Consider the following 25,263-nt stretch of genomic DNA (forward strand, 5'->3'; position numbering starts at 1 on the left):
GAAAAGTTGTGGCAAAGCAAAGAGTTAACGAGATAGAATTTACCAACCTTTACGACATTGATATGGAGCGAGCTATACTAAGCTCCATTTTGCAAAACAACGATATTTTAGGTGAAATTTTTGACATTATTAAGGCAAAGGATTTTTATCTAAAAGGGCATTCGCAAATATATGATGCAATGGTGGCATGCCTAAATAGCGATGATCCCATAACTATGCCATTTTTAAAAAATAGACTTGGCGAAAAATACGACGAAGAGCTAATACTAGATATTTTAGGCACAAACTCTCTAATAGACATTCAAAAATACGCAAACGAACTAAGAGAAAAATCTATAAAAAGAAGTCTTGTAAAGATCGCTCACAATATACCAAGCAAAGTAAATGAAGACAAGCCAAGCCGCGATATGGTCGATGATCTTAGCCAGGAATTTTACTCTTTGATAGAAGGTGGAAGCACTGGAGTTATAAAAGAAGGCAAAGAGATCATCATGAAAATGATGGATCATATTAATGCTCAGGCCTTGCTTGGTGAAAAAGATATCGTTGGACTTGATACTGGATTTAAAAAGCTAAATGAGATGATAAAGGGCTTTAAAAATGGAGACCTCATCATCGTCGCAGCTCGTCCAGGCATGGGAAAAACGACACTTTGTTTAAATTTTATGAGTCAGGTTTTAAAAAATAATGCCGGAGTTGTTTTCTTCTCGCTTGAAATGCCAGCTGAGCAAATAATGATGAGAATGCTAGCGAGCAAGACCTCTATCCCGCTTCAAGACATAATGACTGCAAAGATGGATGATGAAGCGTTGGCTAGATTTAGCGATGCTTGCGAGGAGTTTGCGGCTAGCAAGCTTTTTGTGCATGATAGTGGCTATGTAAACATCCATCAAGTAAGAACGCAAATGCGAAAATTAAAGGCTATGCATCCTGAAATTTCACTTTGCGTGATCGACTACATCGGTCTTATGATGAGTACAAATAACTACGCTGATCGTCACGTCCAAATAGCTGAAATTTCTCGTGGATTAAAGCTTTTGGCACGTGAGCTAGATATGCCAATCATCGCTCTTTCTCAGCTAAATAGAAGCCTTGAATCTCGCGCAAATAAACGCCCTATGCTAAGCGATCTAAGAGAGTCAGGCGCGATCGAGCAAGATGCTGACATCATTCTTTTTGTTTATAGAGATGAGTTTTATCTAGAACAAGAAGAAAAAGAGAAAGAAAAACGCGCAAGTGCCGAGGGCAAAGAGTACAAGAGCAATCACGTCTTTAATAAACTTCAAGAAAAGGCTGAGATCATAGTTGGCAAAAACAGAAATGGTGAAACTGGCTCAGTTGATGTGCTCTTTCAAAAGCAACACTCAAGGTTTGAAGATATGTCTGCAATGCCAGTATCTGATGTTTCATTTGAAGGCTGATGCGTTTTAAAGCTTTAAAAAATAGAGAAATTTTTACTATATTTTGCCTGTTTTGCCTTTGCATTTTTTCTATAAATTTAGCTATTAGCTATCATAAATATCAAATTTTTATGGACAAAGGCGAACAAGAGCTAACAGCAACCGTGATTTCTAGCTACGAAAAGCTTGGAGATGACGGCAAGAAAAGGCAAATTTTAAAGCTTAAAACTGATGAGTTTACATTTTATACACTTGGAGCTAAAACAGATGACTTTAAAGCTGGAGATAATATATTTCTAAGCGTCATAAATTTAGACGTTAGTTTTAAAGACTATCTTGCTTCTTTCTTTTACATGCCTAGCTTTTCACGCGAAAAACTACCACAAAAAGTCACACCAAATATCAACCAAAAATTACAATCACTCATCTACGCCCAGCATGAAAATAGCAAAATTTCACAGCTCTACTCGGCTCTATTTTTAGGCACAAGTATTGACGCAAAGTTAAGAGATGACGTCTCGCACCTTGGTATAGCGCATCTTATAGCCATAAGTGGCTATCATTTAGGTTTTATAAGCGCAGTTATATTTTTTGTATTTAGGCCGCTTTTAAAATTTTTATATACGAGATTTTTACCTTTTAGAAACTACAACTTTGATCTAGCCATTGTCGTTTTTATAGTCTTGTCATTTTACTTTTTTATAATAGGCTTTATACCAAGCTTTTTGCGAGCGTTCTTAATGAGCATTTTAGGATTTTATTGCGCGTTAAAAGGCGTTAAAATTTTAAACTTCAAAACACTTTTTATAGTGGCACTTGTTAGCATATCGCTCTTTCCGCAGCTTCTTTTTAGTGTAGGTTTTTACTTTTCACTCATGGGCGTTTTTTACATATTTTTATACTTTAAACACCTAAAAGATAAATTTTCGCCTTTCATTCATCTTATTCTTTTAAATTTATATGTTTGCTTTGCAATGGAAATTTGCGTGCTTTATTTCTTTCCACTCATTAGCTTACAGCAGCTTAGCGTCCTTGCTATCAACTACATCTTTAGCGTTTTTTATCCATTAAGTGCCGCACTTCATATCGCTTCGTATGGCGACATTTTTGATGGCTTGCTAAATAATGTTTTAAATTTTAGACTAAGCTCGACTAAAATTTTCGTGCCAGCTATTATTTTTATCTTTTATAATATCGCTTCGCTTCTAGCTATAAAATTTAGATCCATATTCTACATTTTGCCACTATTTGGACTTCTGTGTTTTGCTATTGCCAGCTATAAAATTTACACCTAAGCGATCTTCATACCATAAAATTTCATTATCTTATTGTGAATTATCAAAGATATATACATTATAACAGCGCCTAAAATTAGCCTAGTTAAGTCTGTATCCTTTTGCCAAAAGACTAAATTTACGATGATAGCAGCTGGAATAAGAGCGTTATTCATGATGGCAAGCACGCCGCTATCAACTTCGCAAGCGCCTTTGTTCCACATAAAATACCCTAGCCCACTAGCGACCACGCCAAGCCAGAGAAGCACTAAAATTTGCGTTGAAGTAAGTGAAAATTTGGCTGGATTGCCAAGAGTAAGAAGCGCAACGACAGCTACAAAAAATGCCCCAAAGTGAAAGTAGCCAAAGACATTTTTTTGATCCACGTCAAATTTTTCTAAAAGTACCTTATATGCGCTCTGCCCTGCTCCAAAGCAGATATTTGCCGCTTGCACTAGCAAAAAGCCCTTTAATACGCCATCGTTTATAGCGCCATATTTTATAACCAAAGCTCCAAAAACCGCAACGCCAACGCTAAATAGATAAAGTGGTCTAAATTTAAAGCTAAATGCGTCGTAGATGAGCGTCACATAAAACGGCGTAAAAATGGTAAAAAGTGCTACTTCTGGCACACTTAGATACAAAAATGAATTGTAATAAAATAGATACATAAGTCCTATTTGCACCGCTCCGATCGCCATGATGCCAAATGCTAGCTTTGGACTGATACCACGAAATTTTGTAAATGGCAAAAAGACTAAGCTCGCAAGCACAACCCGAATAAAAACAGCCAAATAGCTATCAACCTTGCCAGCTAAAAACTCACCTATCAAACTAAAGCTAAACGCCCACAAAATGGTTACAAAGATCAGTTTATTCAATTATCACCTCATTTATTTTTCTTGCACATTCAAAAAAATACTCAAGTTTATTTAGCTCAAGTAAATCGCCATCAAGTATAAAATTTGCCCTATCGCTAAAATTTTTCTCACTCACAAACAAAAATTCTTCATATTTTATCTCGCCATCAAGATAGCCATTTAACAAATCAACAAAATCACTATCAAGCTTATCTCGCTTCAAATCTTGCAAATTTAACTTTGCATTTAAGCCTTTGATCGTACTTTCTAGCTCTTTTAGGCGAGTGATTATCCTATTTTCTTCATCGCTTAGATCAAGTGCCGCCTTTTGCTCTTCAATGCGTTTAGCTTGACTTTGCTTGCTAAGACTTAAGCTATCAGGTAGCTTCCACTCAAACTCCACTCTAGGCTTGTTCGCATCAGCGTAAGCACCTATCATCTGCGAAGTCGTTCTCTCACCTTTTTTAAAGCTGTTATTATTCACACTTTGCGTATCTTTTAAGTAAATTTTTGGAGCAAATTTGCTCTTTTGCTTCTCATTTTCCTGCTCTTTTATAAATTTTTCTTGCTCCATTGCCCCAAGTTTTGCGCTTATATCATCTTTACTAAAATCTGGCATCATTATCTTTGAGCCAGTATTAAAGCCGATCTCGCCGTTTGAGAGCAAATTTATCCTTGAGTTTAGCTCTGCTAGCTTAAGACCAAGTTCGTCAAGCTCAGCTCTTTTTTTATTAAGAGTGAAATTTATCGCATCAAACTCAGCTTTATTTATCTCGCCATACTCAAACCAAAACTCATTTTCAGCCGCAGCCTTGGCAAAACTATCCACAAATTTTGTCTCTAAATTTATAAGTGAATTTAGGGCAACGGCATTAAAATAGACCTTTGCGACCTGAAAAGCAGTGAGGTTCATCAGCTCTTCGTCTTTGTAGATTTTCTCCACGCCCTTATGGTCTAAAATTTTATCAGCAGCCTCGCTCGCACCGCCGTCAAAGATAAGATACTCAACCTTTGCCGTGATCGATCCCGCCTTTGTCATATATCCGCCCTTTATCTCATCAGGCACAAAGGTATATCTGCCATCAAGGGATAAATTTAGCTTTTTACTCTTATTTTTATTTATATATTCATTTTTATTAAATTCTTTCAAACTCTCAAGCCTTGCACTTTGCGCCAGAGCGATGATCTCTAGTAAATTTCCAGCCCAAAGAGGCAAAGCAAAGAGCAAAACTGTTAAAATTTTCTTCAAATTCTCTCCCTTTCATAAAATTTTCTTATAAATTTATCAAGATTATAAACCCATGCAAAAAGTACAGGCACGACAAGTAGGCTTAGCAAAGTTGAGCTAATGAGCCCAAAGATGATGCTTATAGCCATAGGCGAGTTGGCTTCAAAGCCAGCACCCCTGCTAAGTGCAAGAGGGAGCATAGCAAATATCATCGCAAAAGTGGTCATCAAAACAGCTCTTAGTCGCTTTTTAGCAGCCATTTTCACAGCTTCGTTTGCCTCCATACCGCTATTTGCAAAGTGGTTTGCAAAATCAACCACCAAAATGGCGTTTTTACCGACCATGCCAAAGAGCAAGATGACGCCAACCATGACAAATAGACTAAATGGATTGCCGCTTATAAAAAGCCCTATCACCACGCCACAAAAGGCAAGCGGCATGGCAAGCATGATGAGAAAAGGCAGCAAAAAGCTCTCATAAAGTGCAGCAAGCACCATATAAATAAGCACCGCACTAGCGCTCACCGTAAAGATAAATGAAGCGTTTGTATCATCCATCAGCTCAACAAATCCTAGAAATTTATACTTGAAATTTGCTGGCAAAATTTCATCAAGCTTCTTTGAAATTTCATTTGCCACGCTATTTAGTGGAGCGTTATTTTTGGTATTTGCTAGAAATTTGATCTCATCGGCTCTATTAAACCTTGAAATACTAGCTGGCTTTTGCTCAAAACTAATCGTCGCCACATCGCCCAGTGTCACGAAAAAGCCCTCATTGCTTCTTATCTTGGTCTTTAAGATATCATTTGTATCGCTTCTAAATTTATCATCAAGGCGCATGTAAAGCTCATACTCTTTGCCATTTTCGTTTTCAAAAATAGAGACCTCGTTTTGGCCAAATGCGCTATAAACGGCGCTTGCAACGCTGGTTTTGTCTAAATTTAGCCTTTTTGCCTTATCTTCATCTATAGAAATTTGCACGCGCTTTAGCAGATCTTCTTCGGGCGAATTTACGTCCGTTGCGTCATTTATCTCTTTTAGCATCTTGCTGATCTTTGGCACAAATTTCTCTAGCTCCTTGCCATTTTCAGATGTGATAGTAAGCTTAACTGGCTGCACATCGCCACCTTCAACCACTGGTAAGTCAGCTACAATGACACTCATATCATCACTTTTTAGCTTGTCGCGAAACCTCTGCATGATGGCATTTTGCCGCTCGTGATTAGCTCTATCTTTTAGCTCCTTTAGCCTAACGTAAGCTTTTACAAGATAAGGCTGCTTGGCGTCTGTGTAGCCAAGGATAAAGTAGGCGTAAGCGACCTGAGGATCGGCGTTTATGAGTGAAATTTTATCTTTTAGCCTCTCTTTGCTAGCTTGCAGGCTAAGCGAAGGATCAAGCTTAAAGTAGATGTTAAACTCCGAGTTATCCTCGCTTGGCATGAAGTCACCGCCTACAAATTTAGCCAGCCCAAACGAGCAAACAACGACCACAAGCGTTATGGCTAAAAATATGAGCTTAAATTTAAGCGCTAAAGCTAAAATTTTCTCGTAGCCATTTTCAAGCGCCTCAAAAAATGGCTCGCTTTTTAGAAAAAAGCCACTTTGTTTGGCATTTACAAACCTAGCACTAAGCGTTGGCACAAGAAATATGCTCACAAAAAATGAGATGACGATGCCAGCTGCCACACTCATCGCAAATGAGTTAAAGTACTTGCCAACGATGCCGCTCATAAAGGCGATAGGCACGAAGACGCAAAGTAGCACGAGCGAGATCGCAAAGACGCTAAACGCTATCTCTTTTATGCCTGCAAAGCTTGCCTTTAGGGCATTTGGCTCATCTTTTAGCTTGCTAGCGATATTTTCAGTGACAACTATCGCATCGTCGATGAAAATTCCGATGCCAAGTGTGAGCGCTATGAGGCTTAAGCGGTTTATGTCGTATCCTAGGGCATTTATGATGAAAAATGTCGCCACGATGCTAGTTGGTATCGCTACGACTGAGATGATGGTGATCGAGAAATTTCTTAAAAACAGATAGACGATCACGATGGTTAGTAAGACGCCAAGGATCATATCAAAGGCGGTTTGATCAATGTGCTTTTGTATCACTTCGCTCTTATCGTAGGCTATTTTTACGTCGTATTCATTGCCAAGCAAGCTTTTAAACTGATCTAGCTTTGACTTAGCTAGAGCGATCACGGTTAGAGCGTTTGCGTCTGGAGCTAGCTCAAGACCCAGCAAGACGCCACTTTTTTTATCCATTATCGCTGCTTCGTTTGCGTCTTTGTAAGCGAGATCAACACTTGCGATATCTTTTAAAAAGACCCCTTGTTTGATCGTTAAATTTTTTATCTCATCTATGCTTTTAGCACTGAAATTTGACTTGATCGCCATTTGGATTTTTTCATTTTCTATCTTGCCCAGTGGTGCTTTTAAATTTTCAACCTTTATCAAATTTGCCACTTCATTTGCGCTAAGAGCGTTTTTATCAAGCTTAAATCTATCAAGTAAAATTTTAACCGCTGGTTCCAAAAAGCCATTAGTCTTAACCTTTGAAACGCCGCTTATGCGCTCCAAAAATGGCTTTGCAACGTCATCGATCTCTTGCATGAGCTTGGTTTCGTTGCCATCAAGCCTTGTGATAAAGAGGCTAAAGACAGAAGATGAGAGGCCATTTAGCTTTTCTATCTCGTAGTTTGCATTTAGACGTGCCTTTTGCATCTTGTCACGGACGTCATTTGTTGCACTCTCTAAGTCTTTATTTAGTTCAAATTCGATGCTAACCACACTTAGGTTATCAAAGCTTGTTGAGTAAATTTTCTTGATACCTTCAATGCTTGAAATTTCATCTTCGATCTTTTGTGTGATCTTAGTTTTTACATAGTTCATATCGCCGTTTGCGTAAGTCGTAATCTTGACGATTGGGATATTTACTTGCGGATATAAATTTATATTCATCGTCTTTAGAGAATAAATTCCAAAGACAACAAGGCTTAAAAAAACCATTAATGTAGTTATAGGGCGGTTGATGGCTGTTTTTATCATTTTCTTTTACTAACTAGCACTCTACCTTGACCAAACATGCCAGGCTTTAGCCCGCTGTCATAAGCCTCGGCGTAAAATTTTCTAGTCTCTCGCTTGATCTCTGGATAGATAAGCGCGATTTTTACCTCTTTTTCATCGCTTGCTGCATCAAGTTTAAATTTAAATGTATCGCCAACTTTTACCAAATCTACATATTTTTCGTCGATTGCTATTAAAATTTTTGCCTCATTTGAATTTAAAACAAAAGCTGGACTAAGCGGCGAAACACCCTCTCCAAGCTCAATATTTTTACTAGCGATAACGCCATCAAATGGAGCTTTTAAAACATCTTTTCTAAGGCGATCTTGCGCATTTAAAATAACGATTTGTGCACTTTGAACCCGAAGTACCGCTTCATCAAATTTATACTTTACCTCGTCAAATTCTTGCTTTGAAGTGACGTCCCTTACTTGAGTAAATTTGTTTAAAGTATTTTTTGCAAATTCACTAGCATTTTTTGCCAGCTCAAGATCATTTTTTGCCTTTTTTAGAGCGATCTCAAGGCTTGTTTGATCAAGACTAGCTAAAGCGTCGCCCTTTTTAACGTGGCTTGAGACATCTACAAAAATTTTATCCACCTTGCCGCTGCTCTCAAATGCAAGCTTTGAGCTTTGTTTAGCATAGACTTCAAAATCAGCAAAAATTTCTTCTGCTGCAAATGAAAAGATGCAAAATATCATTAAAATTATCAGCTTTTTCAATCCCTAATCCTCTCTAAAATCGGCTCACCATTTTCAAAAAAGAACTCCGCTTTTTTGATCTCAAGCTCATCCTTTGCACTCTCAAAAAGGCTAATGGCATCAAATTTTTGAGAGAGTGCCTCAAGCAGGTCGCTATATCCCAAAAGTCCAGAGTTATACTTCTCATAGCTAGCTTTTAATGCCAAATCGCTTGCTCTTACATATTCGTTTAGTGAAACGATTTTTGAAGTAAGCACCACGATTTCACTTTGCAAATTTTTAAGCCTTGTCTCGTTTTTACGCTTTTTATACTCCAAATTTAGCCTTGCCTCATCAAGTGCGATCTTTTGAGCCTGACTCATCTTGCTAGTGGCGAAAAAATCAAAAATTTTCCATTTAAAAGCGATACCAAATTTATTGCCATGAGTATCTTCTTTTAGGTATTTATCCACGTATGAGCGGTAAGAACTAAATCTGCCTAGATCGATATCGTAATTATTTTTATAAAATCCATATGTGTCATAAAGCAAAATTTGAGGCAAAAAGCCAGCTCTTGTCTCGCTAAGCTTGGCCTCGCCTAAAAATATATCTTGGCTTAGTCTATCAAGCTCGGCATTCTTTGAAGCTAAATTTGAGCTAATATCAGCCATCTTTGCTCCAGCTACTGGCAAAATTTTCTCACCAGTTAGCAAATTTATCTCATTTAAGATTTGCTCCATTTTGTTTTTGTATTCAAGCTGCGTGCTATTAGCTAAGTAATATTTAGCTCTTACATTTTCAAGCTCATCTTTTGCGGCAAGGCCTGCTTTATTTGCCTTTTCAAGCTTATCTAAAACACCTTTTAAAAAATTTGCTTGAGCTTGCTTGGCTGTGATTATATTTTCAAGTGCTGCTGCATTAAAATATAAATTTATAGCCTTAAATGCAAGGTAGTTTTTAGCTTCATCACTAGCGATCACGGCTTTGTTTTTTAAAAGCTGGCTCATCTTTAGCCTAGCCTCTCTAGCCCCGCCATCATATAGTAAAAAATCAATTCTAGCTAGCACACCGGCTGACTCTTTAGCAACTACACTTGGAAAAGTGCTTGCATTTTTGCCGTATGAGCCCTCAAGGCTAAGGCTTGGTAAATAGGCGCTAACAGTAGCCTCATCGCTCAAATTTGCTCTTTTTGACTCAAGCTCTTTGATCTTTGAAATTTCATTTTGCGTTGCTTTGTTTGCGATCACACTTAAATTTGAACCAAGCAAAAATACCGGCAAAAAAATGAATAAAAAATTTTTCATTAGTGAAAGCTTTTTACAAGATTTCCTATTAGTAAATTCCAGCCATCAACAAGCACGAATATGAGCAGTTTAAATGGTAGTGAGATCATGACAGGAGGAAGCATCATCATACCCATAGCCATTAGCACTGAGCTTACGACCATGTCGATGACAAGAAATGGCAAATAGAGCAAAAACGCTATCTCAAAAGATGTCTTTAGCTCACTTATCATAAAAGCTGACATTGCGATACTTAGCGGTATCTCTTCAATATTTGCTGGATTTTGTAAATTTCTAATCCTAAAGAAAAGCGCAAGGTCTTTTTCTCTTGTATTTTTTACCATAAATTCTTTAAATGGCTTTAAGCTCTTATCAAGCATCTCCTCATAGCCTATCTGCTCAGCTATATAAGGCTTTATGCCATCATTATAGCTCTTTTGCCCAACTGGCTCCATGATAAAAAATGTAAGAACCATCGCAAGCGAGATGAGTACTGTTGAAGGAGGCACTTGTTGCGTGCCCATCGCTTGGCGCAAAAATGAAAATACGATAACAAGCCTTAAAAAACTTGTCATCATAAAAATGAGCGAAGGAGCGAGTGCAAGTGCGGTAAGAATTAGTAAAACATTTAAAGAATTCACAAGCTGCTCGGCATTTGTTGGAGAATTGAGACTTAAATTTATAGTTGGTAGCGCAGGATCAGCCCCAAAAACCGTGCAAAGTAAAACCGCTAAAGTAAGCAGTGCTTTCACGACTAATTCCTCATATCAAGGATACTTTTCTTAGTAGCCTCTTTATTTTTTGGCTCAAGCGATATGAAGTGAATTTCTACTCTATTATTCTTAGCCCTACCATCTTCTGTGCTGTTGCTAGCGATCGGATCAAACGAAGCTTTGCCAGAAGCTATTATCCTATTTTGTGGTACGCCATCGTTGATTAGCTCTTCAACCACGCTTAAAGCCCTTGCAGTTGAGAGCTGCCAGTTATTTTTATAAGCTGAGTCTTTACTTGGTTCTATATTATCTGTATGGCCGATAATATCGGCTTTTACATCATTGGGCATTTTCGCCACAATCATGCCTATTCGTTTTAAAAATAGCTTCGCATCTTCACCAGAAATTTCAGCACTATCTTTATCAAAAAGCATAGCCGCTGGAAGCCTTACGATAAAGCCATCTTCGCTCTCTTCCATAGTGATCTCAGGTGCCCCGCTAGCAGCTAGCAGCTCATTTATCTTTTTAACATTCATATTTAGCTCACTTTGTGAGCCCTTTTGCTTGCTTATCTTTTTTGCACGAGTATTTTCTGGATCTGTCTCTTTTTCTATCTGATTTTCAGGTCTAGCGCCACCTTCAAGCACACTTAAAGCACCAGCTAGTGAGCCAACAGCAGCCTCCATCTTTTTAGCATCCATTGTCGCCATAGAAAGCAATAAAACGAAAAAACAAAGCAAAAGTGACATGAGGTCACCAAAAGCAGCTAGCCACTCAGGCATACATTTTGGACACTCTTCTGGTTTTATTAACTTACCCATTATTCAAACTGACTTTTTCTATCTTTTGGTGGTAAAAATGCTAAGAGTTTAGCTTCAAGCGTTCTTGGATTATCACCTGCTTGTATCGACATGATTCCCTCAAGCACGACTTGTTTTTCAAGTGCTTCATCAGCATCGCGAATAGAGAGGATGTTTGCCACAGGCGCACCTATGATGTTACCTATCATCGCACCATAAAGTGTCGTAAGCAAGGCAACCGCCATTGATGGGCCGATCGCACTAGGATCTGACATGTTAAGAAGCATCGCAACAAGACCAATGAGCGTACCTATCATACCCATCGCACCCGCAAAACCGCCAACTTGCTCAAAAATTTTAATATTATTTGAATGTCTTGTACTAGTTTGATCGATATCGATCTCCAAAAGCGCTCTGATCGCATCTGGCTCATTGCCATCGACCGCCATTGAGAGGCCTCTTTTTAAAAACTGATTTGTCTCATTATTTACTTCGCTTTCAAGCGATAAGATACCATCACGTCTAGCTTTAGTTGAATAATCAACTATTTTTTTTATAGTCTCAGGTAAATTTACTACGACTGATGGCTTAACAGCAACTCCATAAAATTTACCAACACCTTTAAGCGTCTCCATCTTGAAGCCAACCATCATAACGCCGATAGTACCACCAAAAACGATCATTATCGAAGGCACGTCGATGTATGGTCCTATACCAACGCCTATCGCCATTGATCCAAACAAAAGCACTAGGGTCAAAACCCAGCCGACGACGGTTCCTAAATCCATTTAAACTCGCTTTATTTATAAATTCTTAAGATTGCCTATTCTATTAGCTTTTTGTTGAAAAAATCGTTAAATTAAAAAAAATGTTTGCCATTTTTTGCTACAATCTGCGAAATTTTTAACGTTAAAAGGCTTAAAAATGAACAATAATACTTCAATCATAATCCTAGCTGCTGGTCTTGGTACCAGGATGAAATCAAAACGTCCAAAAGTTCTATTTGAACTTTGCGGTGAGCCGATGATTATTCACATATTAAAGCAAGCTTATGCGATCACAAATGACGTTAGCGTCGTGCTTCATTACGAAAAAGAGTTAATTAGTCAAAAAATAAAAGAAATTTTCCCTCAAACTAAAATTTTTGAGCAAGATCACACAAATTTCCCAGGCACTGCTGGTGCGATAAAGAGCGTAAATTTAAGCGGCGAAAAGGTGCTTGTAACTTGTGGCGATATGCCTCTTGTAAAATCAACCGATCTTATGCGCCTAGCAAATGCCGAAGCAGACGTGGTTATGAGCTCATTTGAAGCGGCAAATCCTTTTGGATACGGCAGAGTCATCATAAAAAACGGCAAAGTTGAGGCCATCGTCGAGCAAAAAGATGCGAGCGAAGCGCAGCTTGCCATAAAAAGCGTAAATGCTGGCTGCTACTGCTTTAAACGTGAGGCGATAGAGCAAATTTTACCGCTCATAAGCAACCAAAACGCGCAAAAAGAGTACTATTTAACGGACGCCATAAAAATAGCAAATGAAAAGGGCTTAAAGTGCGTCGCAGTAAATGTTAATGAGCAAAATTTCATGGGCATAAATGATAAATTTCAGCTTAGCATTGCAGAAAAGATCATGCAAGATGAGATCAAGCAAAATTTGATGAAAGCTGGCGTTTTGATGCGCTTGCCTGAGAGCATTTTTATAGATAGCAGAGCTAAATTCGAAGGCGAATGCGTGCTAGAAGAAAACGTAAGTATCCTTGGCGAGTGCGTCATCACAGAGAGCATCATCAAAAGCTCATCGGTGATAGAAAGCAGCGTCATCAAAAACTCAGACATCGGTCCGCTAGCTCACATCAGACCAAATTCTGAAATTTCTGACACGCATATAGGAAATTTCGTCGAGGTTAAAAAAGGTGTTCTTAACGGCGTAAAAGCTGGACACTTAAGCTATCTTGGCGACTGTGAGATAGAAAGTGGCACAAATATCGGATGTGGCACGATCACATGCAACTACGATGGCAAAGCAAAATACAAAATCAAAATCGGCAAAAACGTCTTTGTTGGCTCAGATACGCAGCTAGTTGCCCCTGTAAATATCGCTGATAACGTCATCATCGCAGCAGGAAGCACCATCACAAAAGACGTTGAGAGTGGAGCGCTAGCGATTAGCAGAGCTCGACAAGAGAACAAAAGCGGCTTTTTTGAGAAATTCTTTGGCAAAGACGATGTTAAAAAATAAGAAAATTTTACTATCCGTTTGCGGTAGTATCGCCTTTTATAAGGCATTCGAAATTTTATCACTGCTTAAAAAGAAAGGCGCTGATGTTTACGTGGCTTTAAGTGACGGAGCACTTGATTTTTGTAGTGTAAGCAGTTTTGAAGCGCTAAGCGAGCATAAAATTTTAAGCTCGCAAACGCAAAACTGGCAAGATGGCGTAAATCACATAGCCTACTCTAAAATGGATCTAGTTCTCATCGCTCCAGCCTCGGTAAATACGATAAATAAGCTAACAGCTGGTATCTGCGACAATATCTTCATGCAAACGCTAATCGCCGCCTCACACGTGCCCCTAGTTGTCGCTCCAGCTGCAAATAACAATATGATCGAGCACTTCGCGACGCAAAACTCACTTGAAATTTTAAAGAAAAACGGTGCTTTAGTAGTAGAGCCGGTTTTAAAAACTCTAGCTTGTGGCGACGTTGGCAAGGGCGGTCTTGCCAGTCCTGAGATGATAGTAGAAGCTGTCATAAAAAGACTTAGCAAGCCTCTTTTTGTAGGCAAAAAAGTAGTAATCACTGGTGGCGCGACGACAGAAAAGATAGATGATGTTAGAGCCATTACAAATTTCTCAAGCGGTAAGATGGCGATGGCGCTTGCGAGGGCTTTTTACTACGCTGGCGCTGATGTTATGCTGCTTGCTAGCTTTGAAGCGAAAAACGAGCCATTTGGGATTTTGAAATTTGGCTCAAGTAGCGAGCTTTTAGAGCTTTGCAAGAGCGAGTGTGAGAGTGCAAATTTACTTGTGATGTGTGCTGCAGTAAGTGATTTTATGCCGACAAAAATTGATGGCAAGATAAAAAAAGAGGACGTTGGCGAAATTTTAAGCTTAAGTCTAAAGAGAAATGTCGATATTTTGCAAAGCTTAAAAGAGTTTAGCTGTAAAAAGATCGGTTTTAAGCTTGAAATCTCAAACGAAAGTGCTCTTAAAAGCGCTAGAGCAATGCTAGAGCAAAAGGGGCTTGACGCAGTTTGTCTAAATATATTGGGTGAGAAAAATGGCTTTGCAAGCGAGCAAAATGAGATAAATTTCATCACGAAAAATAATGAAACTTTACTACCGCTTGCCGCAAAAGACGAGATCGCAAGACATATCGTGAAACTAGCAACAAATTTATGATAGAGAAAATTTCTCGCATTCAAAAAATAGTAAAAAATGCAAATTCACCGTTAGTAGCGATAAATTCATCACTTCCGCTTAGTATCTTGGTAAGCCAAAAGATCGGTTTTAACAGATACATTTTAAATTTTGCAAATAGAAATTTAAACACAAAAAGCGCAAAAGAGCTAAACGTGGGCTCTAGATACTGGGGCGAGGTGCAAAGCCAGGGCGAGAATATCGTCATAAAAAATTTATACGAAAAGCCAAGAATTTTAGACGAAGATGTCTTGGCTGATGGGCTAAATCTTATCGAAAATTTGATAGAAAATGAGAATTTATCGTGGTTTTATGACTATTTATTTAAAAGTTTAAGTGAAGCTAAGACAAAAGACGAGATGAAAGTGCTAGCAAAAATGCTCTTTGCTCTGCAAGAAAATGTCTTGCATATACCATTTATTTATAATGGCATAAACGGCGTTTTTCAGCTAAAAAAAGAGGAGAATGATATGAAAATTTTTTTAATATTTTCAAATTTTGCTCCACTCATTTTTAAATTTAAAGATGAAGTTTTATACGAGATCGCGACCCCATTTAATAATGTAGCTAGCTTGTTAAAAAGTGAATTTAGCGCCAACATAACAGTGCAAAATGTGAGTGCTCTTTGGAGTAAAAAAGAACAAATTATTGATATAAAAGGCTAAAGATTGAATGAATTAAACCACATTGCTATTATCATGGATGGAAATGGACGCTGGGCTAAAAAACGTGGATTTTTGCGGACAAATGGGCACGAAGCTGGAGCAAATGTAGTAAGCGATATGTGCGAATTTTGTATCGATAATGGCGTGAAAATTTTAAGCCTTTACGCGTTTAGTACTGAAAACTGGAAAAGGCCGCAAAAAGAGGTCGAGTTTTTGATGAATTTACTTAAGAAATTTCTCATTTTAAAACGTGCTGATTTTATAAAAAATGATATCAAATTTAATACGATCGGCGATATTTCGCCATTTAGTGACGAGCTAAAAAATGAGATAGAAATCACCAAAAACGCTACAAAAGAGAATAAAAATTTATTATTAAATTTAGCTATAAACTACGGCTCAAAAGACGAGATTATTAGAGCTGTGAGAAAGCTAAATTTAAAAGGTACAGAGATAAACGAAGCAAGCCTAAATGCAGCACTTGATGAGAGTGAGCCGGTGGATCTTCTCATTAGGACTGGTGGCGAGAGCAGGCTTTCAAATTTTATGCTTTGGCAAGCAAGCTACGCGGAGCTATTTTTTACGCCAACACTTTGGCCTGACTTTAGCAAGGATGAGCTTACAAGCATCGTTAGCAAATTTAAAAATATAGAGCGAAGATTTGGCGGAGTTTAGCAAGATAATGGATAATTTAGTCATCTTTTTTGCCGTTTTTGCTTTTGTTTTGGGTATTTGCGTGGGCTCATTTTCAAATGTGCTGATATATCGCTTGCCACGAAATGAGAGTATAAATTTTCCAGCTTCTCATTGCCCAGACTGTGATCATAAGCTAAATTTTTATCACAATATTCCAATTTTTTCGTGGCTATTTTTAGGTGGCAAATGTGCCTTTTGTAAGCAAAAAATAAGCCCCATCTATCCAGTGATCGAGCTAGTTTCTGGGATACTTTTTTTGATCTGTTTTTTTAAAGAGTGCGGCGAAATTTTAAGTGTAGAAACACTGCTTTACGCGCTATTTTTAGGGCTTTGCTTTATCATGCTACTAGCTCTTAGCGTCATAGATATAAGATATAAAGCTGTGCCAGATCCGCTTCTTTTTGCGGCGCTATTTTTCGCATTTATCTACGCTCTGATGCTTTTTATATTTAAAGGAAATTTTGCCCAGATTTTAAATTTATTCCTTTTTGCACTTATCTTTTGGGTGCTTAGATTTGTTGTAAGTTTTGCCATAAAAAAAGAAGCGATGGGTAGTGCAGATATCTTTATAGCAGCGATCATCGGAGCTATCTTGCCAGTCAAACTGGCTCTAGTGGCGATCTATCTTGCAGCACTTTTTACACTTCCAGTCTATGCGGTCGTTCAAAAAAAGGGCTATGAGCTGGCTTTTGTGCCGTTTTTAAGTCTTGGATTACTTATTACATACGCTTTTAAAGAGCAAATTTTAGAAATTTTAAGGTTTATTTATGAGTAGAGTGAATAGATATCTTTTGTTTAACTTCCTAGGGACTTTTGCATCGCTATTTAGTACGCTTTTTTTGATCATGTCGATCGTATTTTTCATCCAGATCGCACGCATCACTTCTTATATTGAGATCAGTTTTGGTGAGCTTTTTAAACTCTACTCATTTATGCTTCCACGTGTACTACTTTTTGTCGTGCCTATCGCATTTTTTGTATCACTTGCGATGACACTTTTTAGATTATCAAAAGAGAATGAAAGTATCATTATTTTTACGCTTGGTGGCTCACCAAATAAAATTGCTAAATTTTTCTTAATATTTTCAGCATTTTTAAGCACCGCTCTACTTGTAATTGCTACCATAATGATACCAATAGCCGCGCAGCTAAATGCAAATTTTATTGATTATAAAAAGACTGTTGCAAAGCTGAATTTAAAGCCAACTCAGTTTGGACAAAAATTTTCTGACTGGATGGTCTATGTGGGTAGTGAAATGCAAGATAATAATGGCACTACTTATAAAGATATCGTGATGTTTAATCCTTACATTAAAGACTCCCAACGCTTAATCACTGCAAAAAATGCAAAGATCACTAATACAAATCAAAGCATCGAACTCTCTTTATTAGATGGAAAAATGTATGACATAAAAGATGAAATTTATCACCAAAGTAACTTCAAATCTATGAAGATAAGGACTGCCCAAAGTGAAGAGATAAGCGATATAGGCAGTATAAAAGAGTACTGGGCGGAGGCAAATAGTAGTGAAAAAAGAAGAAAAGATCTTAGTACGTATGTACTTGTTGCACTATTTCCACTTGCCAGTACACTTTTTGCCATAAGCTTTGGCATCGTTACTTATAGATATGAAAAGGGCATGGTTTATGTTGGGACATTTGGCGTTTTATTTGGCTATTTTACGCTCATAATGCTATTTTCATCAAAACCAGCTTTTGCGATTCCGCTCATATTTTTTGTCTTTTTATTGGCAGGGATTTTGCTTTTTAAAGCTAAGATCATGCGAAGATACTAATGAAAATCCAATTAATTTATAGCTACGATGGCTCCAAATTTCAAGGCTCACAAACTCAGCCGCATGAAAATGGCGTAGAAGATGAGCTTTCGCGTGCTCTAGCTCACGTTGGAATATTTGAAAAAATAGTCTCTAGCTCACGTACGGACAAAAACGTCCATGCGATCAATCAAAGCTCAAGCGTAATTTGTGGCGATCATTTTAAAAATTTTGAACACTTAAAAGAGCTAATCAACCGCCATGCCCACCCAAATATTCATATAAAACGTATAAATTTAGTTGATGAAAATTTTCAAGCAAGATTTGACGCCGTAGCAAGGTCTTATAGATACATTATAGATCATGGAGAGTTTGATGTTTTTAGCTCAAACTATAAAGTCTTTTTGCCAAAATTTGATATCAAAAAAGCAAATGAAATTTTATCTAATTTTGTTGGCGAGCATGATTTTAGCTCCTATATGAAAACAGGAAGTGACACAAAAAGCCCGGTGCGAGAAATTTTTAAGGCATTTTGTTATGAATACAAAAATCAAACTATCATAGTTTTTAAAGCTAATGGCTTTTTGCGCGCCCAAGTACGGCTTATGATTGCAAATCTACTTAAAGCTTTAAGTATAAAAAATGGCGGTGAGCTCATCAATGCTTCGCTTAATGGACACCTTGCCTTAACTCGTATCCCAGCTCCAGCTGAAGGACTTTATCTAAATAGAGTTTTTTATAAATTTAACTAGGTATTTAGAATATTCAATAGGAGGCTTACTTAATATTAAATAGAGAATCTTATAAGCCAGGATTTATAACTAGTTTGCACATTACCCCCACCTAAAGTCCTCTCTCACCTATAACTAACACCCTAAATCCTTAACCAACCACTTCCTAAAAGCACAAGAAGCTTTAGAAAGTGAACTAAGAAGCATTACTTTACAAGATCTATTAGATGAACTTATTAATTTATAAAATTTAAAAGTAGGTAAACTAAGTTATAGAATTAAAAAGTGGGCAGATATATAAAAAACCAATCTATTTTATTTATTAGGAGCACCATGTACTCCTAACTATTTTTATATACTTTATGTAAGAATTTTTATAAATTTCTAGCTTTTATTACTCTTTGCTTTTCTCTTTTTTAGATTTACTCTTTTTCTCTGCTTTATCTTTTAGCTTTTCTTTCTTATCTTTTATCTCTTTTATACTATTATCTTTTGCACTATCTTTTTTCTCTTTTACTTCATCACTCTTTTTACTTGCTTTTTCTTTTATCTCATTTTTTTTAGATTTTATTTTTGATTTTGTGTCATCTATCTTTGTAGTGCCTGATACTGATATATCTGATTTTAGATTTTCAAATGTCTTATCACCTATACCATTTACATTTTTTATGTCTTCTATTGAGTTAAATTTATTCGCTTTTCTATACTCTATTATTGCATCTGCCTTTGAAGAACCTATACCATCTAAGCTCATTAACTCTTCTTTTGTGGCGGTGTTTAAATTTATGGCTGCTAGTAATGTAGAAGCTGCTGCTAATAGTGAGAATATAATCTTTTTCATTTTTGTCCTTTTTGGGTAAATTTGGGTTTGGAGTCTATCATATTTGGTGTTTTTAGTCAATATTCGTATAAAAGCATAAGCTAAAAGATATTTATAAATGTAAAGATAAAAAGTCTGATTATTTAAAAATATAAATAAATGTAAGATTTGATATTTTGTTATAAATTAAAAAAATAATACTAAAAGAAGATTGTTTAGATAAAGAAGATTAAAAATTAACAAAGCCCGCAACGACCTACTTTTCCAACATCCCAGTAAGGGAGAGTATCATCAGCCAGGACGAGCTTAGCTTCTTGGTTCGAGATGGAGCAAGGCGTTTCCTCGTCTGTATAGTCACGGGCAGTGTTAAATAAAAGATATATCATATAAATCTCTTATTTAACACTACTTGATAAAGTTAAAAGTCATAAACAAAGTTTTATAAAAACATATCTTATTAAGTTTTTATCCTTAACAAGGAAGTGATGCTTATTAAAAGATAAGCAGACGAGCTATTAGTACTGGTCAGCTAAAGGACTTTCATCCATTACACACCCAGCCTATCAAACACATAGTCTATATGAGCTCTTAAAAGAAGATTCATCTTGGAGTTGGCTTCCTGCTTAGATGCTTTCAGCAGTTATCACATCCCAACATAGCTACCGAGCGGTGCTCTTGGCAGAACAACTCGTACACCAGTGGTTGGTTCGACCCGGTCCTCTCGTACTAGGGTCAACTCTCCTCAATCTTCTTGCGCCCACGGCAGATAGGGACCGAACTGTCTCACGACGTTCTGAACCCAGCTCGCGTACCGCTTTAAATGGCGAACAGCCATACCCTTGGGACCTGCTCCAGCCCCAGGATGCGATGAGCCGACATCGAGGTGCCAAACCTCCCCGTCGATGTGAGCTCTTGGGGGAGATCAGCCTGTTATCCCCGGGGTACCTTTTATCCTTTGAGCGATGGCCCTTCCACACAGAACCACCGGATCACTAAGACCGACTTTCGTCTCTGCTTGACGTGTATGTCTCGCAGTTAAGCTGGCTTATGCCTTTATACTCTACGAACGATTTCCAACCGTTCTGAGCCAACCTTTGTAAGCCTCCGTTACATTTTGGGAGGCGACCGCCCCAGTCAAACTACCCACCAGACATTGTCCTACTTGAGGATAACTCAAGCTAGTTAGCTATCAGAATAAAAAAGAGTGGTATCTCAACAATGGCTCACCATAAACTGGCGTCTATGGATCAAAGCCTCCCACCTATCCTGCACATTTTTATCCCAATAGCAGTGTCAAGCTGTAGTAAAGGTCCACGGGGTCTTTCCGTCTTGCCGCGGGTAGGAGGAATTTTCACCTCCACTACAATTTCACTGGATCCCTCTTCGAGACAGCTCCCATCTCGTTACGCCATTCATGCAGGTCGATATTTAATCGACAAGGAATTTCGCTACCTTAGGACCGTTATAGTTACGGCCGCCGTTTACTCGGGCTTCGATCAAACGCTTCGCAGAGCTAACGTCATCAATTAACCTTCGAGCACCGGGCAGGCGTCACACCCTATACATCCTCTTACGAGTTAGCAGAGTGCTGTGTTTTTGGTAAACAGTCGGGAGGGACTCTTTGTTGTAACCTTCAATGCTTACGGAGTAAATCCTTCACAAAGTTAGGCACACCTTATACCGAAGATACGGTGCTATTTTGCAGAGTTCCTTGAAGAGAGTTCTTCCACGCGCCTTAGAATACTCATCCCACCCACCTGTGTCGGTTTACGGTACGGGCAACTATAACTAAACTTAGAAACTTTTCTTGGCTCGACAGTATCGGCAATTCGCTATCCATTCCGAAGAACTTCAAACGCCTATGGGGTCTCGGCTTAAAAAGATCCGGATTTGCCTGGATCTTAACCTACACCTTTCGACTAGCACTACCATCCGCTAGCTTGCTTAACTCTAAGCGTCCTTCCATCGCACATTATAGTTGGCATTGGAATATTAACCAATTTTCCATCGCATACCCCTTTCGGACTTTGCTTAGGACCCGGCTAACCCTACGATGACGAGCATCGCGTAGGAAACCTTGGGTTTACGGCGTTGGGGATTCTCACCCCAATTATCGCTACTCATGCCTGCATGCTCACTTGTATTCGCTCCAGCACTCCTTACCGGTATACCTTCAACGCAAATACAACGCTCTCCTACCACTTAGTAAAACTAAGTCTAAAGCTTCGGTACTCATTTTAGCCCCGTTATATTTTCCGCGCAGAATCACTAGACCAGTGAGCTATTACGCTTTCTTTAAAGGATGGCTGCTTCTAAGCCAACCTCCTGGTTGTTTAAGTAACTCCACATCGTTTTCCACTTAAATGAGATTTAGGGACCTTAGCTGTTAGTCTGGGTTGTTCCCCTCTCGACGACGGATTTTATCACTCGCCGCCTGACTGCCATGATTACACACTAGGTATTCGGAGTTTGATAGGGTTTGGTACATTGGTGTATGCCCTAGCCCATTCAGTGCTCTACCCCCCAGTGTTACTACATGACGCTATACCTAAATATATTTCGGAGAGAACCAGCTATCACGATGTTTGATTGGCCTTTCACCCCTATCCACAAGTCATCCCATAGCTTTTCAACGCTAGCGGGTTCGGTCCTCCACCGGCTCTTACACCGGTTTCAACCTGCTCATGGATAGATCACATCGTTTCGGGTCTGCAACGTCTGACTAAACGCCCTATTAAGACTTGCTTTCGCTACGGCTCCGGGTTTCCTTAACCTTGCCAGACATCACAACTCGCAGGCTCATTATGCAAAAGGCAGTCCATCACCCTGATAAATCATAGGGCTCTGAATGATTGTAAGCAAATGGTTTCAGGTTCTATTTCACTCTGATCACCTCAGTTCTTTTCACCTTTCCCTCACGGTACTTGTGCACTATCGGTCTAGTAGTAGTATTTAGGGTTGGATAGTGGTCTACCCAGCTTCAGACAGAATATCACGTGTTCCGCCCTACTCAGGATACTGCTAAGTAAAACAAAGCTTTCATATACGGGAGTATCACCCTCTATGCTTAATCTTTCCAGATTATTCTATTAGCTAAGTTTAGTCTATATTGCAGTCCTACAACCCCGTTAGTAAACTAACGGTTTGCCCTCTTACGCGTTCGCTCGCCGCTACTAGCGTAATCTCTTTTGATTTCTTTTCCTGAGGGTACTAAGATGTTTCAATTCCCCTCGTTCGCTCCATATTAGGTAGTTAAGCTCGCGCTTAACTGGGTTGCCCCATTCAGAAATTCCCGGATCAAAGCCCCTTGACGGCTCCCCGAGACTTATCGCAGCCTGGCACGTCTTTCATCGCCTCTACTAGCCAAGGCATCCACCACTTGCTCTTTGTAGCTTACCTTTTCTATATTAGATTATTCTAATTCGCATCACTTCCTTGTTAAAGATAACTTTATGTTACTATATTTAAATTCTAGCTCTCAAGACGGAAAGCATTGACTACTATTTAGATAAGTTTTAAATCCTAAATAGATTGTGATGTCAAACTTTTGCATTAAATGCAAAGAGAATAGAAATTTAAATCTTTAACAAGTCCTGTAAAATTGTTTTTAAAACTTGCTTGTGACTATTAACAATATTAATTAAAAGAACATTTAGACAAAAGTCTAATTAGAAAGTTTAATTTTTAAGCTCTCTAATTAGACTTAATATAGTTAAACTATTTTATGGTGGAGAATAGCGGGATCGAACCGCTGACCTCCTGCGTGCAAAGCAGGCGCTCTCCCAGCTGAGCTAATTCCCCAATTAAATTCTCTGGTGGGCCTAACAAGACTTGAACTTGTGACCTCACCCTTATCAGGGGTGCACTCTAACCAGCTGAGCTATAGGCCCCTATAGGTCTATCAATCTTTCAAAACTAAACAAGGATGATTGAGAATATCTTTCTTATAGATATCTTGTGAGAGAATATCTATATGTACTCTAGAAAGGAGGTGATCCAACCGCAGGTTCTCCTACGGTTACCTTGTTACGACTTCACCCCAGTCGCTGATTCCACTGTGGACGGTAACTAATTTAGTATTCCGGCTTCGAGTGAAATCAACTCCCATGGTGTGACGGGCGGTGAGTACAAGACCCGGGAACGTATTCACCGTAGCATGGCTGATCTACGATTACTAGCGATTCCGGCTTCATGGAGTCGAGTTGCAGACTCCAATCCGAACTGGGACATATTTTATAGATTTGCTCCATCTCGCGATATTGCTTCTCATTGTATATGCCATTGTAGCACGTGTGTCGCCCCGGACATAAGGGCCATGATGACTTGACGTCGTCCACACCTTCCTCCTCCTTACGAAGGCAGTCTCATTAGAGTGCTCAGCCGAACTGTTAGCAACTAATGACGTGGGTTGCGCTCGTTGCGGGACTTAACCCAACATCTCACGACACGAGCTGACGACAGCCGTGCAGCACCTGTCTTAACATTTCTGCAAGCAGACACTCTTCTATCTCTAGATGATTTGTTAGATATCAAGTCCGGGTAAGGTTCTTCGCGTATCTTCGAATTAAACCACATGCTCCACCGCTTGTGCGGGTCCCCGTCTATTCCTTTGAGTTTTAATCTTGCGACCGTACTCCCCAGGCGGTATACTTAATCCGTTAGGTGCATTACTGCCAAGACTAGCTTAGCAACAACTAGTATACATCGTTTAGGGCGTGGACTACCAGGGTATCTAATCCTGTTTGCTCCCCACGCTTTCACGCATTAGCGTCAGTTGAGTTCCAGCAGATCGCCTTCGCAATGGGTATTCCTGGTGATCTCTACGGATTTTACCCCTACACCACCAATTCCATCTGCCTCTCCCTCACTCTAGATTACCAGTTTCCCAAGCAGTTCTATGGTTAAGCCATAGGATTTCACAAGAGACTTGATAATCCGCCTACGCGTCCTTTACGCCCAGTGATTCCGAGTAACGCTTGCACCCTCCGTATTACCGCGGCTGCTGGCACGGAGTTAGCCGGTGCTTATTCGTTAGGTACCGTCATTATTCTTCCCTAACAAAAGGAGTTTACGCTCCGAAAAGTGTCATCCTCCACGCGGCGTTGCTGCTTCAGGGTTTCCCCCATTGAGCAATATTCCCTACTGCTGCCTCCCGTAGGAGTCTGGACCGTGTCTCAGTTCCAGTGTGACTGATCATCCTCTCAGACCAGTTATGCGTCATAGCCTTGGTGAGCCATTACCTCACCAACTAGCTGATACAATATAGCCTCATCCTACACCGAAAAACTTTCCCTATCTAACTTATGTAAGACAGGATTATAGAGTATTAGCAGCCGTTTCCAACTGTTGTCCTCTAGTGTAGGGCAGATTAGCTATACATTACTCACCCGTGCGCCACTAACTCATAAGAGCAAGCTCTTACTTGTCCGTTCGACTTGCATGTATTAGGCACGCCGCCAGCGTTCACTCTGAGCCAGGATCAAACTCTCCATATTAATTACCTAGCAAAATTTATTTGATAGGATTTTATTATGAAGTTTTTAATCAAAAAAACTTTTAGTTTTATTTATTAGTTTGTCTAATCTATTATAAATTATAAAATAATAGACTGGCTCAATCGATCACTTGTTTAGATTTCAAAGATTGACTAATAGTTTAACAATTGTAAGTTAAAAGAACAACGATAAAAAGAAAAGGCTTTATTAACCAATGAAGTTAAAGGTGGTTTCTCGTTTCGTGAGCTGGAATTATATATGAGCAATACTTAAAGATAGTTGAAATAATTAGGGAATTTGAGAAAAAATTGTTGGCGATTAAAAATTTTAAGTTATGTATTTTTATTATAGGTTTATAGGGTTTAGTTT

General features: G+C 38.8%; 18 protein-coding genes, 2 tRNA genes and 3 rRNA genes. 9 read left to right on the top strand and 14 right to left on the bottom strand.

The window, feature by feature from the left end:
- Positions 1-8 precede the first annotated feature (8 nt).
- Together G6W45_RS08390 and G6W45_RS08395 are read left to right on the top strand one after the other, a co-directional pair.
- A complete protein-coding gene (locus tag G6W45_RS08390) occupies positions 9-1,421 on the top strand; it encodes a replicative DNA helicase (RefSeq protein ID WP_087577932.1) in 1,413 nt (470 codons plus the stop codon).
- Positions 1,421-2,695, top strand: coding sequence for a ComEC/Rec2 family competence protein (locus G6W45_RS08395; protein WP_194168170.1), 1,275 nt, complete (start codon positions 1,421-1,423; stop codon positions 2,693-2,695). Before G6W45_RS08390 ends, G6W45_RS08395 begins: the two co-directional genes overlap by 1 nt.
- Here G6W45_RS08395 and G6W45_RS08400 read toward each other — a convergent pair.
- From G6W45_RS08400 to G6W45_RS08435, 8 genes are read right to left on the bottom strand one after another with little or no spacing between them, the layout of a single operon-like run.
- Positions 2,692-3,555: an EamA family transporter gene (locus tag G6W45_RS08400; protein WP_194168171.1), complete on the bottom strand. Its 864-nt coding sequence runs from the start codon at positions 3,553-3,555 to the stop codon at positions 2,692-2,694. The two genes, G6W45_RS08395 and G6W45_RS08400, sit on opposite strands and share 4 nt — an antisense overlap.
- The gene (locus tag G6W45_RS08405) at positions 3,548-4,783 is read right to left on the bottom strand and encodes a TolC family protein (RefSeq protein WP_194168172.1); all 1,236 of its coding nucleotides are present in this window, start codon (positions 4,781-4,783) and stop codon (positions 3,548-3,550) included. Before G6W45_RS08405 ends, G6W45_RS08400 begins: the two co-directional genes overlap by 8 nt.
- Positions 4,780-7,806, bottom strand: a complete 3,027-nt coding sequence (locus G6W45_RS08410; protein WP_194168173.1) for an efflux RND transporter permease subunit — start codon at positions 7,804-7,806, stop codon at positions 4,780-4,782. Before G6W45_RS08410 ends, G6W45_RS08405 begins: the two co-directional genes overlap by 4 nt.
- Entirely contained in the window at positions 7,803-8,546 is a 744-nt protein-coding gene (locus tag G6W45_RS08415; RefSeq protein ID WP_194168174.1) for an efflux RND transporter periplasmic adaptor subunit, read from the bottom strand. Before G6W45_RS08415 ends, G6W45_RS08410 begins: the two co-directional genes overlap by 4 nt.
- Complete coding sequence (locus G6W45_RS08420) at positions 8,543-9,808, bottom strand: TolC family protein (RefSeq protein WP_194168175.1); 1,266 nt, start codon at positions 9,806-9,808, stop codon at positions 8,543-8,545. The genes G6W45_RS08415 and G6W45_RS08420 overlap by 4 nt, the downstream gene beginning before the upstream one ends.
- On the bottom strand, positions 9,808-10,530 hold the full coding sequence (gene fliP / locus G6W45_RS08425) for a flagellar type III secretion system pore protein FliP (RefSeq protein ID WP_196780167.1): 723 nt from the start codon (positions 10,528-10,530) through the stop codon (positions 9,808-9,810). Before fliP ends, G6W45_RS08420 begins: the two co-directional genes overlap by 1 nt.
- Positions 10,531-10,541: 11 nt before the next feature.
- Complete coding sequence (locus G6W45_RS08430) at positions 10,542-11,321, bottom strand: OmpA/MotB family protein (protein WP_035167452.1); 780 nt, start codon at positions 11,319-11,321, stop codon at positions 10,542-10,544.
- Positions 11,321-12,088, bottom strand: a complete 768-nt coding sequence (locus G6W45_RS08435) for a motility protein A (RefSeq protein ID WP_194168177.1) — start codon at positions 12,086-12,088, stop codon at positions 11,321-11,323. The genes G6W45_RS08430 and G6W45_RS08435 overlap by 1 nt, the downstream gene beginning before the upstream one ends.
- Before the next feature lie 136 nt (positions 12,089-12,224).
- On the opposite strand from G6W45_RS08435, the gene glmU reads away from it, so the two are divergent.
- Genes glmU through truA form a run of 7 tightly spaced genes read left to right on the top strand, consistent with a single transcriptional unit; the run spans position 12,225 to position 18,600 of the window.
- Positions 12,225-13,535, top strand: a complete 1,311-nt coding sequence (gene glmU, locus G6W45_RS08440; RefSeq protein WP_194168178.1) for a bifunctional UDP-N-acetylglucosamine diphosphorylase/glucosamine-1-phosphate N-acetyltransferase GlmU — start codon at positions 12,225-12,227, stop codon at positions 13,533-13,535.
- A complete protein-coding gene (coaBC, locus tag G6W45_RS08445; RefSeq protein ID WP_194168185.1) occupies positions 13,522-14,694 on the top strand; it encodes a bifunctional phosphopantothenoylcysteine decarboxylase/phosphopantothenate--cysteine ligase CoaBC in 1,173 nt (390 codons plus the stop codon). Before glmU ends, coaBC begins: the two co-directional genes overlap by 14 nt.
- Positions 14,691-15,377 carry a hypothetical protein gene (locus G6W45_RS08450; protein ID WP_194168179.1) on the top strand — a complete coding sequence of 229 codons (687 nt, stop codon included), beginning with the start codon at positions 14,691-14,693 and terminating at the stop codon, positions 15,375-15,377. The genes coaBC and G6W45_RS08450 overlap by 4 nt, the downstream gene beginning before the upstream one ends.
- A 3-nt stretch (positions 15,378-15,380) precedes the next feature.
- A complete protein-coding gene (gene uppS, locus G6W45_RS08455) occupies positions 15,381-16,052 on the top strand; it encodes a polyprenyl diphosphate synthase (protein ID WP_194168180.1) in 672 nt (223 codons plus the stop codon).
- Between the two features lie 7 nt (positions 16,053-16,059).
- Positions 16,060-16,848 carry a prepilin peptidase gene (locus tag G6W45_RS08460; protein WP_194168186.1) on the top strand — a complete coding sequence of 263 codons (789 nt, stop codon included), beginning with the start codon at positions 16,060-16,062 and terminating at the stop codon, positions 16,846-16,848.
- The gene (locus G6W45_RS08465; protein ID WP_194168181.1) at positions 16,841-17,869 is read left to right on the top strand and encodes an LptF/LptG family permease; all 1,029 of its coding nucleotides are present in this window, start codon (positions 16,841-16,843) and stop codon (positions 17,867-17,869) included. Before G6W45_RS08460 ends, G6W45_RS08465 begins: the two co-directional genes overlap by 8 nt.
- Complete coding sequence (gene truA, locus G6W45_RS08470; RefSeq protein WP_194168182.1) at positions 17,869-18,600, top strand: tRNA pseudouridine(38-40) synthase TruA; 732 nt, start codon at positions 17,869-17,871, stop codon at positions 18,598-18,600. Before G6W45_RS08465 ends, truA begins: the two co-directional genes overlap by 1 nt.
- 373 nt (positions 18,601-18,973) lie before the next feature.
- Here the strand turns inward: truA and G6W45_RS10120 are convergent, their stop codons facing one another.
- From G6W45_RS10120 to G6W45_RS08500, 6 genes are all read right to left on the bottom strand, one after another.
- Complete coding sequence (locus G6W45_RS10120; protein ID WP_196780161.1) at positions 18,974-19,420, bottom strand: ComEA family DNA-binding protein; 447 nt, start codon at positions 19,418-19,420, stop codon at positions 18,974-18,976.
- 222 nt (positions 19,421-19,642) lie between these two features.
- Positions 19,643-19,761 (bottom strand): 5S ribosomal RNA (rrf, locus tag G6W45_RS08480).
- A 133-nt stretch (positions 19,762-19,894) separates the two neighbouring features.
- Positions 19,895-22,798: ribosomal RNA gene (locus G6W45_RS08485) — 23S ribosomal RNA — on the bottom strand.
- A 326-nt stretch (positions 22,799-23,124) separates the two neighbouring features.
- Positions 23,125-23,200, bottom strand: a tRNA-Ala gene (locus G6W45_RS08490).
- Between the two features lie 12 nt (positions 23,201-23,212).
- Positions 23,213-23,289, bottom strand: a tRNA-Ile gene (locus tag G6W45_RS08495).
- Positions 23,290-23,383: 94 nt separating this feature from the next.
- A 16S ribosomal RNA gene (locus tag G6W45_RS08500) occupies positions 23,384-24,894 on the bottom strand.
- The 16S, 23S and 5S rRNA genes sit together here with 2 tRNA genes alongside, the layout of an rRNA operon.
- Between the last annotated feature and the right edge of the window lie 369 nt (positions 24,895-25,263).

The sequence above is a fragment of the Campylobacter concisus genome (genome assembly GCF_015229955.1).
GTDB lineage: Bacteria > Campylobacterota > Campylobacteria > Campylobacterales > Campylobacteraceae > Campylobacter_A > Campylobacter_A concisus_AT.